This is a genomic window from Lysobacterales bacterium (assembly GCA_016721845.1).
Taxonomy (GTDB): Bacteria; Pseudomonadota; Gammaproteobacteria; order Xanthomonadales; family Ahniellaceae; genus JADKHK01.
Genome location: JADKHK010000003.1, coordinates 386,215 through 401,267, shown reverse-complemented (window position 1 = coordinate 401,267; position 15,053 = coordinate 386,215). Strand labels below are relative to the sequence as shown.

Genomic DNA, 15,053 nt, shown 5'->3' with positions numbered 1-15,053 from the left:
TGTCACGATCGCGACGCGTCTGGCAAGCGCTCAGTCGAATGCGACCGGATCGACGTCGAGCGACCAGCGGATGCGGCGCGCCAGCGGATGCGCGTACAGCTGCGGCAGCAACGGTTCGAGGACGCCATGCAGATCACGGCGCTGGGGCGCTTCGAGCAGCAGTTGCGCGCGCTCGTAGCCGGCGCGGCGCGCATGCGGTGCCGCCAGCGGGCCGGCCACGGTGACGCCGTCGCGGCGGACCAGCGCCGCCGCATCGCGGAGGAATTGTTCGACCTGCACGCGCTCGCGTGCCTCCGCGCGCAGCACCGCCTGCGACGAAAACGGCGGCAGGGCCAATGCCTCGCGCAAACGCAGTTCGGCCTGCGCAAAGGCCGGATAGCCGCCCGAGAGCAGGGTTCGGAACAGCGCGTGTTCGGGATGATGGGTCTGGATCAGCACGCGACCCCGGCGCGCGCCGCGGCCGGCCCGGCCGGCGACCTGGATCACCAGCTGCGCCAGACGCTCGCCGGCACGCGGATCGGCGCTGTACAGGCCGCCGTCGGCGTCGGCGATCACCGCCAGCGTGACGCCGTGCAGGTCGTGACCTTTCGCCAGCATCTGCGTACCGACCAGGATGCAGGCCTCGCCGGCATGCGCGCGCGCCAGCACGCGCTCGAACTGGTCGGCCGAACGCGCGCTGTCGCGATCGAGACGCAGCACCGGAATCTGCGGGAAACGCTGCGACAGGGCCGCCTCCAGGCGTTCGGTGCCGATCCCGACCGGGGTCAGGCTGTCGCCGTTGCATGCCGGGCATTGCGTCGGCACGGCCCGCTCGCGGCCACAGTGATGACAGACCAGCCGCGCACGACCGCGATGCAGGGTGTAGGGCCGTTCACAGCGCTCACAGTCGCCATGCCAGCCGCAGTCGATGCAATGCAGGACCGGTGCGAAGCCGCGGCGGTTGCGGAACACCAGGGCCTGTTCGCCGCGCGCGACGGCATCGGCGATGGCCGTCAACGCCTGCGTGCCGAGGCCGTCTTGCAGTCGTTCGCGACGCACATCGATGACGTCGACCGCGGGCGGCTGCGCGTGGCCGGCGCGGGTGTCCAGCCGCACCTGCCGGTAGCGACCGCGTTCGACATTGGCGAGGCTCTCCAGCGCCGGCGTTGCGCTGCCCAGCACGACCGCGATATCGCCGTGCTTCGCCCGCACCAGCGCAACATCGCGGGCGTGATAGCGGAAGCCCTCGTGTTGCTTGAACGAGGCATCGTGTTCCTCGTCGATGATGATCAGACCCAGCTTCGGCAGCGGTGCAAACACCGCCGAGCGCGTGCCGATCACCACCAGCGGGGTGTCGGCGCGTGCGCGTTCGAAGGCACGTGCACGCGCGCCATCGGCGAGTCCGGAATGCCAGGCCAGCACCGGTGCCGCCAGACGCTCGCGGAAGCGCGCCAGGGTCTGTGGCGTCAGTCCGATTTCCGGCACCAGCACCAGCACCTGTTCGCCGCGCGCCAGCACCTGCTGCATCAGCGCCAGATAGACCTCGGTCTTGCCGCTGCCGGTGATGCCTTCGAGCAGGGTGGTGGCGAAGCCGCCCAGGGTCGCGCCGATCTGCGCCACCGCATTGCGCTGGCCCGGGTTCAAGTCCGGCGCCGTGGTCTGGAAACGTCGTGGCGCGTCGTCGAGCGACAATGTGTCGATCAAACCCAGTTGCAGCAGTCGTCGCTTGGCCGTCGCGGCCTGCGCAATCTGCAGGCGCAATGCTGTCCAGCTGCATGGCCCCTGCAGCAACGTGTCGTACATCGCGGCCGGTGCGCTGCCGTCGCGGAGATTCGCGCGCTGCACCGGGTCGGGTCGCAGGCGCAGCACCAGATCGCGATGCGTCGGAGCCGACGCCAGCCGGTCGCGCACTGGTGCCGGCAAGGCGTTGGCCAGTGCTTCGCCGAGCGGATAGGCGTAGTAGCGCGCGGCCCAGAGCAGGCTGCGCCACAACGATTCCGGGAATACCGGCGCAGGATCGAACTGCGCCAGCGCGGCACGCAGTTTCGGGTTCTCCGGGACCTCGGCACGTTCGACGACCACCCCGATCAGCTCGCGCGCGCCGAACGGAACGCGCAGGCGTGCGCCGATCGCGATCGCCGATGCTGCGGTACCGGCGGGTGGCAGATAGTCGAACAACTCGGGCAGCGGCGCGGGCACGGCCACGCGCAGGACAACGGGCATGGGGACGCGATTCGGAGGCCGGGCGCGCAGTCTAGCGGTTGGTTCCACAGGCCGGATCGGTCCGGAATTCCGCATCAGTGATCGATGTCGTGACGACTCATCACGTCATGTCGAGAAATCTGCGTCAAGCAATTGATCCAATATCAGAAACTGTCTTATCCACAGCCGCTGTGGATAACTGTGTGGATGGAGCCACCAACAAGCGTCGCCGAGCGCGGCCCGACGCGGCCTCCAGCTTGCCCGGTCAAAAACTAGCCACAATAATTTAAGCAACGAAAACAAATGGTTGTAGACGTGCCGCCGAAAACCCGTGGCCATACGGAGACATCGGGAGCGACGCTTGACAAGGATCGGCCTGCCTGTGAACTACAGCGCAAAACCGCCCCGAGCAGGAATGCGGCGGAGCGGCTGTCCGGCTCCGTGTCAACCGTTTTTCCGGAGCGGCGTTAGCGATCCTCGAATCCCCACCGCGCCCCTACAATGACCCACACTTTGGCGATGCACTGGATGGACAGCGACCGCCCCGCGACCCCGCGTGCCGGTACGCCGGGCGCCCGCAACCACGATGCGCTCGACGCGTTCCTGCGCGGCGTCGAACGCCGGGCCTTGCGCATGGCCGAATTCGGTGTCGGCAATCGCGAGGACGCGCTCGACATTGTCCAGGATTGCATGTTGACCTTCGTGCGCAATTACCGCGACAAGCCGGCGACCGACTGGGCGCCCCTGTTCCACCGCGTGCTCGACAGTCGCGTGCTCGATTTCCATCGTCGCCACCAGGTGCGTTCGCGCTGGCTCGGCTGGATCGATCGCATCGTCGGTCGCGACGAGGACGCTGACCCGCTCGCGAATGTCGCCGATCCGCGCGCGCCGCAACCCTGTCAGCATGTCGCCGATGCCGAAACGGCCGATGCGCTCGACCTCGCGCTGCGTGCGCTGCCGAACCGGCAGCGCCAGGCTTTTCTGTTGCGGGTCTGGGAAGGACTGGACGTGGCCGACACGGCGCGCGCCATGGCCTGCAGCGAAGGCAGCGTCAAAACCCATCTGTCGCGCGCGATGACGGCCTTGCGCACACGATTGGAGCACCATCATGGCTGAGCACGACGAGGCACCGTGGACCGACCGCATCCGCCAGCAGCTCGATACCAGCGCCCGCGATCTCGATGCGGCGACCCTGTCGCGCTTGAACCAGGCGCGCCAGTCGGCGCTGCAGGCGGCGCGGAAGCCGGTGCCACGGCGATGGCTGTGGCCGGCGACGTTGGCTGGCGCTTTCTCGCTGGCACTGGCGGTCGCGGTCTGGCCGCGACTGATGCCGGAAACGGTGCCGGTGCCGACCGCCGGCACCTTGCCGGACGACTTCACGATGCTGGCCGGGTCCGAGAATCTCGAACTCTACGAGGAGCTCGATTTCTATGCCTGGCTGGATGCGCAGCCGGCGTCTGGCTAGACGTGCGCGCCAGCGACGCGGTCGACGCGCCGAGTGCCGAGCTGCTGCTCTATCTCGCCGAGTTCGCCGACGCCGAGGGCAAGCCCGAAGATCCGGTCCGCATCGAACGCGAATTGCCCGACGACACGACAACGACACCCCACCAGCATCCCGAAACTGCCCCGAAATCCAAGACCGACGATGCCGCGTCCATTCCCGCCAAGAAAGCTGTCGATGACTAGCCTGCGCGTGCTGGTGTTCGCGCTGTTGGCTGCGGCCGGCAGCGCGATGGCCGCGGACGACGTCGCGTTCGACGCGTTGACCCCGGCCGAACAGCGCGTGTTGATGCCATTCGCCGAACAGTGGCCGACCCTGCCCGCCGAGACACGGCAGAACCTTCGCCTCGGCGCCCAGCGCTGGAACGCGATGACGCCGCAGGACAAGCGCGGTGCGGCGCAGCGATTCGGCGACTGGCAGAAATTGCCGGACACCGAGAAGCGCCGCATCCGCGAGCGCTACCGCGCGTTCCGGCAATTGCCGCCGGAACAGCAGCAGCGACTGCGCGGCACCTACCAGCGCTTCCAGCAACTCAGCCCGGCACAGCGTGCGCAAATGCGTCGCCGCTTCGAAGGCATGTCGCCGAAGGAACGCCGCGCCTATATCGAAGGCATGCGCAACGAACAGCTCGGTGCCCGCGAACGCATGTTGCAGCAAGTGCCGCCGGACCAGCGCGCCGCGACTCAGGAGATGATCGCGCGCTTCACGCCCCCGGAACGGCAGCGCCTGCTCGCGCACATGCGCAGCCTGCCGCCGCAGGAACGCCAGGCCCTGCACGCGCGACTGCTGGCGATGGGCGTGGACGAACGTCTCGCCTTCATCGAGACCTTGCCGACCGCCGAGGTTCAGCCGGTGCGTTGATGCGCCGGATCGGTTTCGTTCGCGGCGGTCGCCATCCGCAGCGGCGGATTCTGCAGACGCGGCAACTCCACCAGGAAGGTGGCGCCGCGGCCGATGCCCTCTGATTCCGCGCGCACCGTGCCGCCGTGCAATTCGACCAGGTCCTTGACGATGGCGAGACCGAGGCCGGTCGAACTTTCGCCGCCGGTCGGGCGCGCGGACAGCCGCTGGAAGCGCCGGAACAACTGGCGCCGGTCATCCACCGACAGACCCGGCCCGTAGTCGCGGACCGCGACGCGCGCACGCTCCGCATCCAGTTCGATCCAGACTTCGATCAGCCCTTTCACCGGCGAGAACTTGATGGCATTCGACAACAGGTTCTCGAACACCTGGTCGAGCCGTTCCGCATCGGCCAGCACGATGGCGCCGGCGGCGGCGCGGAAGTCGATCTGCTGCTGCTTCGCCTGCGCGCGTGCAGCGACCCGGCTCAGGGCATCGGCGACCAGGACGGCGAGATCGCAGGGCGCCTGCTGCAGCTTGATCTGACCGGCATCGAGCACCGAAGACTCCAGCAGATCGCTGACCAGCTTGAGCGTGCGCTCGGCCGCAGCGACGATGATGTTGGCATGGCGACGCGCATCCTCGATCGATTCGCGTTCGGCCCGAATCAGGTCGGCGAAACCGATGATCGAACTGAGCGGATTGCGCAGGTCGTGCGCGGCGATGCCGAGCATTTCGGTCTTGACGCGATCGGCTTCCTCGGCGCGAACGCGCGCCTGTTCGGCCGTCTGCAGCGCGACCGCGAGCCGCGCGTTGGCCTCCGCACGCTGGCGTGCGGCGCGGCCGCTTTCGATGAAGCGCACGGTCAGCAGCACGGCGATGCCCGCGAGCAGAATCACCGCCGCCGTCAGGGCGCGCTTCAACAGCGTCTCCTGGGCCAGAATCTCCGCCTGCTGTTCGCTCTCCGCGCGCAGCGCCAGCAGCTCGCGCTCGCGTTCGCGCGCGTTCGCGGTGTTCGCCAGCAGGGCGTAGCGCGCTTCGCTTTGCTCCTGGAACTGGCGTTCGCGCAATTCGTGCGCGGTCTTCAGATCGGTCAGCGCACGGGCGCTGTCGCCCTGCAATTCGTGCACGTCGGCGAGTTGCCGATGCAGGTTGATCTGGACCGAGCGATCGCTTTCACCCTGACGACCGAGTTGCAGCGCGCGCTGGGTGAAATCGAGCGCGTGCTGCAGGCGTTCGCGGCGGGCGACACCGGAGAGTTCATTGCCGGCGCGATCGAGATGAAGGCGCCCGAGTTGGGCCAGGGCCTCGACCATCTCGGTGCGCGCGCCGACCCGGCCGGCCAGCGCCAGCGCCTGCTCGAAGCCGCCGATCGCCGCAGCATCATCGCCGCGCGCCGCAGCGACCCGGGCGAGGCCGGCGCGTGCCGTGCTTTCGCCGACGACATCCTGGTGATCGGTCTGCAACTTCAGGGCACGCGTGAAGGCGTATTCGGCCTGATCGACGAGTCCGCGCGCGAGCGCGATGCGTCCCTGACCCATCCAGATCGCGGCGACGTCCTGGGCCGGCACCAGTTCGGGTGTGGCATAGGCATCGTATTGCTGCAGCGCGGCTTCGTAGTGGCGCTGCGCATCGTTCCAGGCCTGGCGCCGCTCGAACACCCGCGCGATGTTGATCGATGACGCGATCAGTCCCGGCGTGTCGTCGAGATCGCGCCACAGATTCTGCACGCGCTGGTGACGGTCGAGGGCCTCGGCATCCAGACCCTGGCGTTCGAGCGTGGTGCCATAGCTGTTGCCGACCTTCGCGATCAGGCGTTGCTCGCCAAGGGCTTCGGCCGCCGACAGCGCCTCGACCAGATAGCCGCTCGCCGCCTGCAACTGGCCGCGCAGCCGCGCGATGCGACCCAGATTGTGCAAGGCCTCGATGCGACCGAATTCGTAATGCTGGTCGCGGGCGCCCACGAACGCATCCGAGGCCAGCTGCTCGGCGCGCGCCGGATCGGTGCGCGCCAGACTCTCGGCGGTCAGGTTGAGCTGGTCGATGCGGATTTCGGCCAGGGCGCGCTCGGCATCCGCGGCCGCCATCGAGTCGTCCTCGCTGGCCAGCGCGACCTGCGTCAGCGCCAATCCCGACAACACCAGTCCCAGTGCCCAGCGGCGCCAGAGCGGGAGCAGGTTGCGGCGGCGAGAAGAGAACATCGATGACCCGGGGAGCGGCGCGGTCGGCGCAGCGGCAAGAATAACCCACGTGCCATATCGTCACAGCCCGCTGCGGTCGGGCTGGCGCTTCCGGTTCAGGCGCGGCCGCGGCTCATTGCGACTGCAGCTTCGGCAAGCCGCTGACCAGCCACCAGCGCTGGGCGGTCGCGTCATAGCGCCAGCGCATGCGTTCGATCGCCGACTTGCCCTCCTGGGTGTGGCGATTCACGAAATCGATCTGTGCGACCTGTTCGATTTCGGTCGGCGACAACAGGACCGGCGGCTGCTCGCGGTAACCGGCGATCTGCAGCTGTTTCAGGCGTTCGATCTCGAAAGCGCTCGGCCGCGGTGCATCGGGTGCCAGGAAGCTGAGCGCATCATCCACATTGCCCCAGCGGATCGTGGCGGCGTATTGGTCGAGCGTGGCGTCCAGCAGTTTGTCCTGCTCGCGCTGGGTGGCACAGGCGGCGAGCAGCAGCAGGCACAGCATCGCAGGGAGACGAAGCAGCAGACGCATCTCAGGCACTCCGTTTGGCGACGAACTTTCCGAACATCCGACAGGCCACGCCGCCGCCTTCGGCGACCGCGACTTCGGCCATCATGGTGATGCGGGCCTTGCCACGTTCGCGCAAGTCGGTGATGAACTGCGCCCAGTCCTGACCGGGCTCGGCGGCCGCCTCGGCGGTCAGCGCGTCCCAGACCGGGTTGAGGTAGCTGATGGCACTGTCCTGCACGAACACGTCGGCTTGTTCGCCGGCTTCGGACAGCTTCAAATTCACCAGCCCCCACGCGGCCAGGGTCATCAGGCTGGCCAGGCTGCCGCCGAAGGCGCAGCCCTTGTCGTTCACGTTCGGTGCCAGCGGCGCATTCAACGCGATCCGGTGACCGTCGTAGTCGACCACGCTCAAGCCCATGGCCCGCGCCATCGGGATGGTTTCGAGAATGGTGCGTTCGAGCGACAAGGGATCGTGGATCATGTCCAAGTCTGCCGACATGCTTACGCTGAGCGCAAGCGCCGAACGATGACGGCGGGGCCGAAGCGGACTAACCTCAACGCGATGAATGCGGCGGAAAACGAACACGCGGGATTGCGCGGACGCGGCCTGGTGCTGACTCGGCCCGCGGGCGAGAACCGCGCGTTCGCCAACCTGTTGCGCAAGCGCGGCGCGCAGGTGGTGACGCTGGCGCCCTTCCGGGTGGTGCCGCGCGATGATCCGATGGTCCTGACGACCGCGCTGCAGGCTGCGGCGAATGCCGATGTCGTCGTGTTCGCGAGCACGCTCGCCGTGCGGCACGTGTTCGACCTGTTGCCCGACTGGCGGCCGCGCGGCGGCGTCATTGCGCAAGGACCGGCGACTGCGCAGGCACTGGCGGCGCATGGCATTCCTGCCGAGATGCCGACGTCCGGTTTCCGCAGTGAAGAAGTGCTGATGCATCCGTGGCTGGAGCGGGCGCAGCGGGTGGTGCGCATGACCGGCGCCGGTGGCCGCGACTGGTTGGTCCAGCGTTTGCGTGAACGCGGTGTCGATGCGGCCGACTTGCCGGTGTACGAGCGCGCGTTGTGCAACGCCCGCCCGGACAGCCTGCGCCGCGTCGATGCGATGGCGCATCCCCAGTTGATCGTGAGCAGTCGCGAAGCCTTGCTGGCGCTGCCCGCGCTGCTGGGTTCGGCGCGCTGGCTGCGTCTCGCCGGCGAGACGATGTTCGTGAGCAGCGACCGCCTCGCCGCCTTGGCGCGCGGCATGCACTGCCGTGATGTGGTGGTGGCCGACTCGGCGCACAGTGTCGACTTGGCCGCCGCGATCGAGCGCACTCGCTGATAGCATGACCACGGATGCTGAAGACACACGCATGAACGAAGTGAATTCCGTGCCCCCGACGCGCAATGGTCGCGGTGCATCGATGCTGGCTCTGACGGCCCTGGCCGTCGCGATCGCGACCGCGGCCGCGCTCTGGTACGTGGTGGATGCCACCGACCGTGCGCTGCAGGAACGCGAGGCGATATCGCGGCGCATGGTCCTGATCGAGGAAGAGAACGGTCAGCTGCGGCGCCAGCTGTCGGCGCTTTCCCGCCGTCTCGATGACGACGACGCGCTCGACCGCAGTCTGCGCGAGGAACTGCTGGGCGTCAGCGAACGGGCGGCCCTGCTCGAACAGGCGATCAAGCGGGTCGCCGAGAACCGCATGGACAGCGTCTCCGAACTGCGCCTGAACCAGGCCGAGCTGCTGCTCTCGGCCGGCATCGAGCGCCTGCGTCTGTTCCGCGACGCCGAAGCCGCAGCCTCTGCCCTGCGGCTGGCCGACAGTGAGCTCGCACGCCTGGAAGACCCGCGCTACGCCGGCGTGCGCCAGACCTTGGCGCAGGAAATCGCCGCACTCGACGCCGTGCCTCAGCAGGCCTACGGCGAAACCCTGGTCCTGCTGGCGGATCTGCGCGCGCGCCTGCCGCAACTGCCGCTGCGCGGCGACGCCCCGGCCGCCACTCCGGCACCGGCGATCGGTCGCTTCGAATCGCTGCTGCGCGGTCTGGTGCGGGTGCGCCACATCAGTTCGCGCGAGGCCGGCATGCTCGGCCCGCTGGGCGCCGACACCCTGCGCGCGGTCATTGCGCTCGATCTGCTGCATGCCGAGGAGGCGTTGCGGCAGCAGGATGTCGCGCGCTACCAGGCCCTGGTCGCACAGGCGCGCGATGCCTTGGCATTCGGTTTCGATCTCGACGCGGCCAGTACTCGCGACGTGCGCCTGAAGCTGGCACGGCTTGCCGCCTACAAACCTGCGCCGTGGCCGACGCCGCATGCGGCCCTCGAGCAGCTGGTCAACCTGCGCCACACCCAGGACGTCGCGCGAGGCGTCGAGCGATGACCTTGTATCGCTTGCTGCTGCTGTTGCTGGTCGCAGCGGTGGTCGGTGCGCTCGCGGTCTACGCGCTGCGCGGCGACACGGGCTATGTGCTGATCCAGCGCGGTGACATCGCCATCGAGACGACGGTCGTCAATGCCGTGTTCCTGTTGCTCACGGCACTGGCCCTGCTGTACGCCCTGGTCTGGCTGCTGCGTTGGCCCTTGCGGCTGTGGCAGGCGGGGGCACGACGCAGCGCGCGCCGACGTTTTCTCGACGGCATGATCGCGCTGGTCGCCGGTCGTCCGAACCGTGCCGGCCAGCAGCTGATCAAGGCGACGAAACTGCGCACCCTGAAGTTGCCGGCGCTGATCGCCGCGCATGCGGCCGCGCATGCGCGTGGCGATCGTGCCGAGGAAACACGGTTGCTCGATCGGCTCACCGAGGCCGCGGAAACGCATGATCTTGCGACCGAATTGCGCGCCCGCAACGAGCTGCTCGATGGACGTGCCGGCGCGGCCATCGAAATGCTGGTGCCGCTGGCCCAGGCCTCGCGCCTGTCTCCGATGGGCGCGCGCTGGCTGATCGAGGCGCTGGCGGCACGCAAGCGCGGGCGCGAAGCTCTGGCGTACCTGCCGCGCATCCGCCAAAGCCAGCAACTGCCACCCGAGGAACTGGCCCGCTTCGTCTGTCGCATCCTGGTTGCGGCGATCGAGCAGACCACCGACGCGATCAACCTGCACGCGCTGTGGGCCGACCTCAACCGCGACGAGAAGCGCATCGCCGAAGTCGCGATCGCCTATGCGAAGCGCTCGGTGCAATTGAACCTGATCGGGCAGGCCGCGCAGGAGATCGAGGCGACGCTGAAGCATGGCTGGGCGCCGACCCTGGTGCTCGCATATGGCGCGCTGCCGCCGGACGCGAAGGTGGCGCCGCGCCTGAAGACCGCCGAAGGCTGGCTTGAAGCGCATGCGAACGATCCGGCGCTGCTGCTGACGCTGGGTCGGCTCAGTCGCCAGGAACACGCATGGATCAAGGCCGAGGACTACTTGCGCCGCGCCATCGCCTTCAATGCCGGTGCCGATGCCTGGGAAGAACTCGGGCGTTGTTATGCCGAGCAGGGCGATGCCGAGCGCACCGCCAAGGCGCTGGCGAATGCACTGGCCGTGCAACATGGCGAGGCGCCGGCGTCGCTGATCGCGAAGCACAGCGTCGAAGACCTGCTGGCCCCGCTGCCGGTGGCCGAGGAGCGCGACGACATGGGCATTCCGCGCCTGCCGCGCTGATCTCCTGCGAGCCGGTTCCTACAGGCGCAGTCCGGCGCGCGCCGCCAGGATCGCCGCGATCACGTCCGGCGCATACTCGAACGAGTCGTAGTAGAGCCGGTCGTCGGGCAGGCCGGCCGCGATGAAACGATGTCGCGCCGCCTCGATCATCGCCGGCGGGCCGCTCATGTACACGTCGAAGGGCGACAGGTCCGGGAAGTCGGCGAGCACCACCTCATGCACGGCACCGCGGCGGAAACGCTCGGCTTCGCTCGCGTCGGCGTCGGACAACACCGCGGTGTAGGCGAATGCAGGATGCTGCGCGGACCATGCGCCGGGCAGATCCGGCAGGTAGAGATCGGGCGCTTGCCGCGCGCCCCAGTACAGGTGGATCGGACGCGCGCTGCCGAGATGCAGGAAGTGCTCGATGATCGCTTTCACCGGCGCGAAGCCGGTGCCGCCGGCCATGAAGATCATCGGCCGTTCCGAATCCTCGCGCGCGACGAAGGTGCCGAGCGGTCCTTCGATCCGCAGCAGCGACCCGATCGGATAGGCATCGAACAATTGCTGGGTGAAGCCGCCACCGGGGACCTTGCGCACGTGCAGTTCGATCAGGCCAGCGTCTTCCGGCGCATTGGCGATCGAGAAGGCGCGGCGCTTGCCTTCGGGCAACAGCACGTCCAGATACTGTCCGGCCAGCCAGCAGAACGGTTCGCCCTTCGGCGGCTTCAGGCGCACGCGCAACACGTCCGCCGCGAGCAGATCCTTCGCGACGATCTTCACCGCGATCATGCGCCGTGGCAGGTCGGCCACGCTCGGCACTTCGCGCACCGCGATGGTCAGGTCCGACTGCGGATGCGCCTGGCACAGCAACACGTCGCCACGCTCGCGCTCGGCCGCGCTCAAGGCCCGCGCCTCGCTGCCCTGCATGCATTCACCCTCGATCACCCGGGCACGACAACTGCCGCAGGAGCCGCTCAAGCACGAATACGGCAACGCATAACCCGCGCGCCGCGCCGCCGCCAGCACCGACTCGCCCTCGGTGACGTCGAACTGATGCCCGCTGGGCAGGATGGTGATGTGGTGGGTACCGCTAGCGGGCATAGCCGACTTCCTTCTGGGCGCGAATCGCCAGGACGAACACGGTGTCGAGTGGCGCGACGTATCGATACAACGCGACATATCCGTGGCGATCGCGACCGATTACCAGTTCGCGCAGGTCGCGGGGCGCTGGACGACCGATCAACGGATTGCTGGCGAGCACGTCGACCGCATGCAGGATCTCGTCGATGCGCAACCTGACCGCAGGAGAATCATGTCTTGCCAGGTGATCGAGAATGCGCTCGAAGTCATCCAGCACGCCCGAAGCGAGTTCAATGCGTGACACTCACGCGCCCAGCTTGCGAGCCGAAGGTCGTACCGGTTTGTGTCCCGCAGCGCTTTGCTCAAGGTAACGACGCGCGTCGGACCACGACACGCTTTCGCCCGTCGCCACGAGTACCTCGAGTCTCGACTCCGCGAGCTGCTGGAACGCGTTGCGCTGCTCGGTCATCTCGGTCTTTTCGGCAATTGCTTCCAGAATGAAGCCATGGGCGGTCGTGCCGGTTGTTTTCGCGGCGCGCGCCACGCGGCTCTTGAGCTGCTCCGGCAGACGAATGGTGGTCGTCGACATCACAAGTTCCCCTGTTCCCTCGAAATGTAGCACGCATGTGCTACGATCGCGGCTTGGCCCGATGCGTCGGCGTGGCGGTCCAGGGGTCGTCGGGCCAGGGATGCTTGGGGTAGCGGCCCTTGAGTTCCTTCCTGACCTCGGGATAGGTGCGTTCCCAGAAGCCTTTGAGATCCTGCGTGACCTGGATCGGGCGCTGCCCGGGCGACAGCAGATGCAGGATGACGGCGATCTTGTTTTTGGCGATGCGGGGGGTGTCGGCGAGGCCGAACAGCTCCTGCAGCTTGACCGCCAGCACCGGCGCGCCGCCCTGATACGAGAGCTTGCGGGTCATGCCGCTCGGCACCGTGAGTTCGCGCGGCGCGTACTCGTCGAGTTGCTTGCGTTGCGTGTAGTCGAGGCGCGAACGCAGGGCTTCGCCGAACGTCTCACCCTCGAGATCGGACAGCCGCCACTTGCCGTCGAGATACGGCAGCAGCCAATCGTTGAGCGCGCTCAGCAGTCCGGCATCGCTGCAATCGGGCAGGCCGAGTTCCGGACACCAGGCGCGCAGCGATTCGACGCGCGCCTGCCATTCGCGCAAGCCCTCGCTCCACGGCAACACATCGAGGCCGAGCTGGCGCAGGCCGTCGCACAACATCGCCGCGGTCGCGGCATCGCGCACGGCGGGCATGATCCTGCGTTCCAGCACAAGGTCGGCGAAGCAGCGCTCTTCGCTGGCTTCCACGGCACGCTTGTCGCGATTGAAACCGAGTGCGCGGCGGGTGTGGAAATGTGCGGCATAGAGCCGCTCCAGGGTGCCCGAATCGAGCGGCGCGGCGCGCTGGATCAAGCTGTCGCGATCCTCGAAGCGCAACTCGCTGACCACCAGCCAGGGCTCGCCGCACAACACGGCGTTGTCGTGCAGGCGCGCGCCGCGACCATTCGACAACTGGTAGCGACGCGGTTGCGCCGCATCCTGCTTCGCGATGCGATCCGGATAGGCGAGGGCGAGCAGATCGCCGAGCTGATGATGCGATTCGAGCCGCGCCGCGACATCGCGCTCCAGATGCAGCTTGCGTCGCCATTGCTTCGCGGTCTGGTCGATCAGGGCCAGCGTGCCGCGATCGGCAGCATCGACGCGACGTCCGCTGCGGAAATCGTGCAGCGCGTTCAAGCGATCATGTAAGTCCTCGGAACGCCGCGCTTCGCCGCGCAGCGGATCGCGTCCATCCAGCAAGGCGGCGACATCGCAGGCCAATGCGCGTCCGTCGCTGCGCGCGCGCACCAGCAGGTTGGCGATGCGCGGATGGGTGCCGAACGCGAGCAGCTTCTTGCCATGCGGGGTGATGCGGCCATCGTCGTCGAGGGCATCCAGCGCCTGCAGCAGCGCCACGGCCGCGGCCTGCGCCGCCAGCGGCGGTGGATCGAGCAGGCGCAATCCGTCCGCGCCCCACTGCTTCAGTTCCAGCACGAAGGCGGCGAGTTCGGTGCGTGCAATCTCCGGGCGCGTGCCCGGCTCCAGGCGCTGGCTTTCCGGCCACAGCCGATAACACCAGCCTTCGGCGACTCGGCCGGCGCGACCGGCGCGCTGCGTCGCCGACGACTGCGCGATGCTCACGGTCTCCAGTCGGCTCATGCCGCTGCCGGGATCCAGTCGTGGCTCGCGTGCGAGTCCCGAATCGATGACCACGCGCACGCCGGGCAGGGTCACGCTGGACTCGGCGACATTGGTCGCGAGCACGACGCGCCGCCGCTCGCCGGGCCGCAACACACGCGCTTGCTCCTCGACCGACAGCTCGCCGTGCAACAGCAATACCTCGGCGTCGATTTCAACGAGCACGCGTGCGCATTGCTCGAGCTCGAACTTGCCGGGCAGGAAGCACAGCACGTCGCCCTCATGCTGCGCGATCGCCATCTGCACGCAGCGCTTGATCTGGAACGACAGCGCTTCCTGCGGCCGCGCCGGAAAATGCGCGACGGTGACCGGAAAGCTGCGACCGGCACTGGTCAGGCGCGGGCAATCGAGGAAACGCGCGAGCTTGTCGCCATCCAGCGTCGCCGACATCACGATCAGGCGCAGATCCTCGCGCAGGGCCGATTGGACATCGACGCAGAGTGCCAGCCCGAGGTCGCTGTGCAGATGACGTTCGTGGAACTCGTCGAACAGGATGGCGCTGATGCCGTCCAGCATCGGGTCGTCCTGCAGCATGCGCGTCAGGATGCCTTCGGTCACGACTTCGACGCGTGTTTGCGCCGACACCTTCGACTCGAAACGGATGCGATAGCCGACGGTGGCGCCGACCGCTTCGCCGAGCGATTCCGCCATGAAGCCGGCGGCCGCGCGCGCGGCGATGCGACGCGGCTCCAGCATCAGGATCTTGCCGTTGCACCAGGGCGCCGCCAGCAGGGCGAGCGGCACCTGGGTGGTCTTGCCGGCGCCCGGCGGCGCTTCCAGCACGAGACGTGGATGCGTCGCCAGTGCGGCGACGATCTCGGGCAGCAGCGGAGTGATCGGAAGGGACGGTGCAGTCATCCGCGCATTGTCGCGGGATGACTGCGGAAAAGCATCGCGTGCG

15 protein-coding genes are annotated in these 15,053 nt (G+C 68.0%); 7 read left to right on the top strand and 8 right to left on the bottom strand.

Annotation, left to right across the window (positions count from 1 at the left end):
* Window positions 1-30: 30 nt before the first annotated feature.
* Window positions 31-2,202, bottom strand: coding sequence for a primosomal protein N' (locus tag IPP28_02050; GenBank protein ID MBL0039837.1), 2,172 nt, complete (start codon window positions 2,200-2,202; stop codon window positions 31-33).
* A gap of 507 nt (window positions 2,203-2,709) precedes the next feature.
* Between IPP28_02050 and IPP28_02045 the strand changes: the two genes are divergently transcribed.
* Genes IPP28_02045 through IPP28_02030 form a run of 4 tightly spaced genes read left to right on the top strand, consistent with a single transcriptional unit; the run spans window position 2,710 to window position 4,543 of the window.
* A complete protein-coding gene (locus IPP28_02045) occupies window positions 2,710-3,297 on the top strand; it encodes an RNA polymerase sigma factor (GenBank protein MBL0039836.1) in 588 nt (195 codons plus the stop codon).
* Window positions 3,290-3,646: a DUF3619 family protein gene (locus tag IPP28_02040; GenBank protein ID MBL0039835.1), complete on the top strand. Its 357-nt coding sequence runs from the start codon at window positions 3,290-3,292 to the stop codon at window positions 3,644-3,646. The genes IPP28_02045 and IPP28_02040 overlap by 8 nt, the downstream gene beginning before the upstream one ends.
* Before the next feature lie 2 nt (window positions 3,647-3,648).
* Entirely contained in the window at window positions 3,649-3,867 is a 219-nt protein-coding gene (locus tag IPP28_02035) for a hypothetical protein (GenBank protein ID MBL0039834.1), read from the top strand.
* A complete protein-coding gene (locus tag IPP28_02030) occupies window positions 3,860-4,543 on the top strand; it encodes a DUF3106 domain-containing protein (GenBank protein MBL0039833.1) in 684 nt (227 codons plus the stop codon). Before IPP28_02035 ends, IPP28_02030 begins: the two co-directional genes overlap by 8 nt.
* Here the strand turns inward: IPP28_02030 and IPP28_02025 are convergent.
* The 3 genes from IPP28_02025 to IPP28_02015 all read right to left on the bottom strand — a co-directional run bounded on the left by IPP28_02025 (window position 4,528) and on the right by IPP28_02015 (window position 7,718).
* Window positions 4,528-6,723, bottom strand: a complete 2,196-nt coding sequence (locus tag IPP28_02025; protein MBL0039832.1) for a HAMP domain-containing histidine kinase — start codon at window positions 6,721-6,723, stop codon at window positions 4,528-4,530. The genes IPP28_02030 and IPP28_02025 overlap by 16 nt on opposite strands.
* Before the next feature lie 112 nt (window positions 6,724-6,835).
* Window positions 6,836-7,240, bottom strand: a complete 405-nt coding sequence (locus IPP28_02020) for a hypothetical protein (GenBank protein MBL0039831.1) — start codon at window positions 7,238-7,240, stop codon at window positions 6,836-6,838.
* 1 nt (window position 7,241) lies between these two features.
* On the bottom strand, window positions 7,242-7,718 hold the full coding sequence (locus tag IPP28_02015; GenBank protein MBL0039830.1) for a YiiD C-terminal domain-containing protein: 477 nt from the start codon (window positions 7,716-7,718) through the stop codon (window positions 7,242-7,244).
* A 63-nt stretch (window positions 7,719-7,781) separates the two neighbouring features.
* On the opposite strand from IPP28_02015, the gene IPP28_02010 reads away from it, so the two are divergent.
* The 3 genes from IPP28_02010 to IPP28_02000 are packed head-to-tail and all read left to right on the top strand — an operon-like array spanning window position 7,782 to window position 10,847.
* Window positions 7,782-8,543 (top strand): uroporphyrinogen-III synthase, encoded by a 762-nt coding sequence (locus IPP28_02010; protein ID MBL0039829.1) that lies wholly within the window; start codon window positions 7,782-7,784, stop codon window positions 8,541-8,543.
* Window positions 8,544-8,574: 31 nt separating this feature from the next.
* Window positions 8,575-9,585, top strand: a complete 1,011-nt coding sequence (locus tag IPP28_02005) for a uroporphyrinogen-III C-methyltransferase (GenBank protein ID MBL0039828.1) — start codon at window positions 8,575-8,577, stop codon at window positions 9,583-9,585.
* A complete protein-coding gene (locus IPP28_02000; GenBank protein ID MBL0039827.1) occupies window positions 9,582-10,847 on the top strand; it encodes a hypothetical protein in 1,266 nt (421 codons plus the stop codon). Before IPP28_02005 ends, IPP28_02000 begins: the two co-directional genes overlap by 4 nt.
* Before the next feature lie 18 nt (window positions 10,848-10,865).
* Here IPP28_02000 and IPP28_01995 read toward each other — a convergent pair whose 3' ends face one another.
* From IPP28_01995 to hrpB, 4 genes are read right to left on the bottom strand one after another with little or no spacing between them, the layout of a single operon-like run.
* Window positions 10,866-11,930: a CDP-6-deoxy-delta-3,4-glucoseen reductase gene (locus IPP28_01995; protein MBL0039826.1), complete on the bottom strand. Its 1,065-nt coding sequence runs from the start codon at window positions 11,928-11,930 to the stop codon at window positions 10,866-10,868.
* Window positions 11,920-12,213, bottom strand: coding sequence for a type II toxin-antitoxin system RelE/ParE family toxin (locus tag IPP28_01990; protein ID MBL0039825.1), 294 nt, complete (start codon window positions 12,211-12,213; stop codon window positions 11,920-11,922). The genes IPP28_01995 and IPP28_01990 overlap by 11 nt, the downstream gene beginning before the upstream one ends.
* Window positions 12,214-12,498: a DUF1778 domain-containing protein gene (locus IPP28_01985; GenBank protein MBL0039824.1), complete on the bottom strand. Its 285-nt coding sequence runs from the start codon at window positions 12,496-12,498 to the stop codon at window positions 12,214-12,216.
* Between the two features lie 40 nt (window positions 12,499-12,538).
* Complete coding sequence (gene hrpB, locus IPP28_01980; GenBank protein MBL0039823.1) at window positions 12,539-15,010, bottom strand: ATP-dependent helicase HrpB; 2,472 nt, start codon at window positions 15,008-15,010, stop codon at window positions 12,539-12,541.
* Between the last annotated feature and the right edge of the window lie 43 nt (window positions 15,011-15,053).

Coding starts and splice junctions, on each gene's coding strand:
- IPP28_02050 (MBL0039837.1), bottom strand. CDS start 2,202: ATGCCCGTTGTCCTGCGCGTGGCCGTGCCCGCGCCGCTGCCCGAGTTG.
- IPP28_02045 (MBL0039836.1), top strand. CDS start 2,710: ATGGACAGCGACCGCCCCGCGACCCCGCGTGCCGGTACGCCGGGCGCC.
- IPP28_02040 (MBL0039835.1), top strand. CDS start 3,290: ATGGCTGAGCACGACGAGGCACCGTGGACCGACCGCATCCGCCAGCAG.
- IPP28_02030 (MBL0039833.1), top strand. CDS start 3,860: ATGACTAGCCTGCGCGTGCTGGTGTTCGCGCTGTTGGCTGCGGCCGGC.
- IPP28_02025 (MBL0039832.1), bottom strand. CDS start 6,723: ATGTTCTCTTCTCGCCGCCGCAACCTGCTCCCGCTCTGGCGCCGCTGG.
- IPP28_02020 (MBL0039831.1), bottom strand. CDS start 7,240: ATGCGTCTGCTGCTTCGTCTCCCTGCGATGCTGTGCCTGCTGCTGCTC.
- IPP28_02015 (MBL0039830.1), bottom strand. CDS start 7,718: ATGTCGGCAGACTTGGACATGATCCACGATCCCTTGTCGCTCGAACGC.
- IPP28_02010 (MBL0039829.1), top strand. CDS start 7,782: ATGAATGCGGCGGAAAACGAACACGCGGGATTGCGCGGACGCGGCCTG.
- IPP28_02005 (MBL0039828.1), top strand. CDS start 8,575: ATGAACGAAGTGAATTCCGTGCCCCCGACGCGCAATGGTCGCGGTGCA.
- IPP28_02000 (MBL0039827.1), top strand. CDS start 9,582: ATGACCTTGTATCGCTTGCTGCTGCTGTTGCTGGTCGCAGCGGTGGTC.
- IPP28_01995 (MBL0039826.1), bottom strand. CDS start 11,930: ATGCCCGCTAGCGGTACCCACCACATCACCATCCTGCCCAGCGGGCAT.
- IPP28_01985 (MBL0039824.1), bottom strand. CDS start 12,498: ATGTCGACGACCACCATTCGTCTGCCGGAGCAGCTCAAGAGCCGCGTG.
- hrpB (MBL0039823.1), bottom strand. CDS start 15,010: ATGACTGCACCGTCCCTTCCGATCACTCCGCTGCTGCCCGAGATCGTC.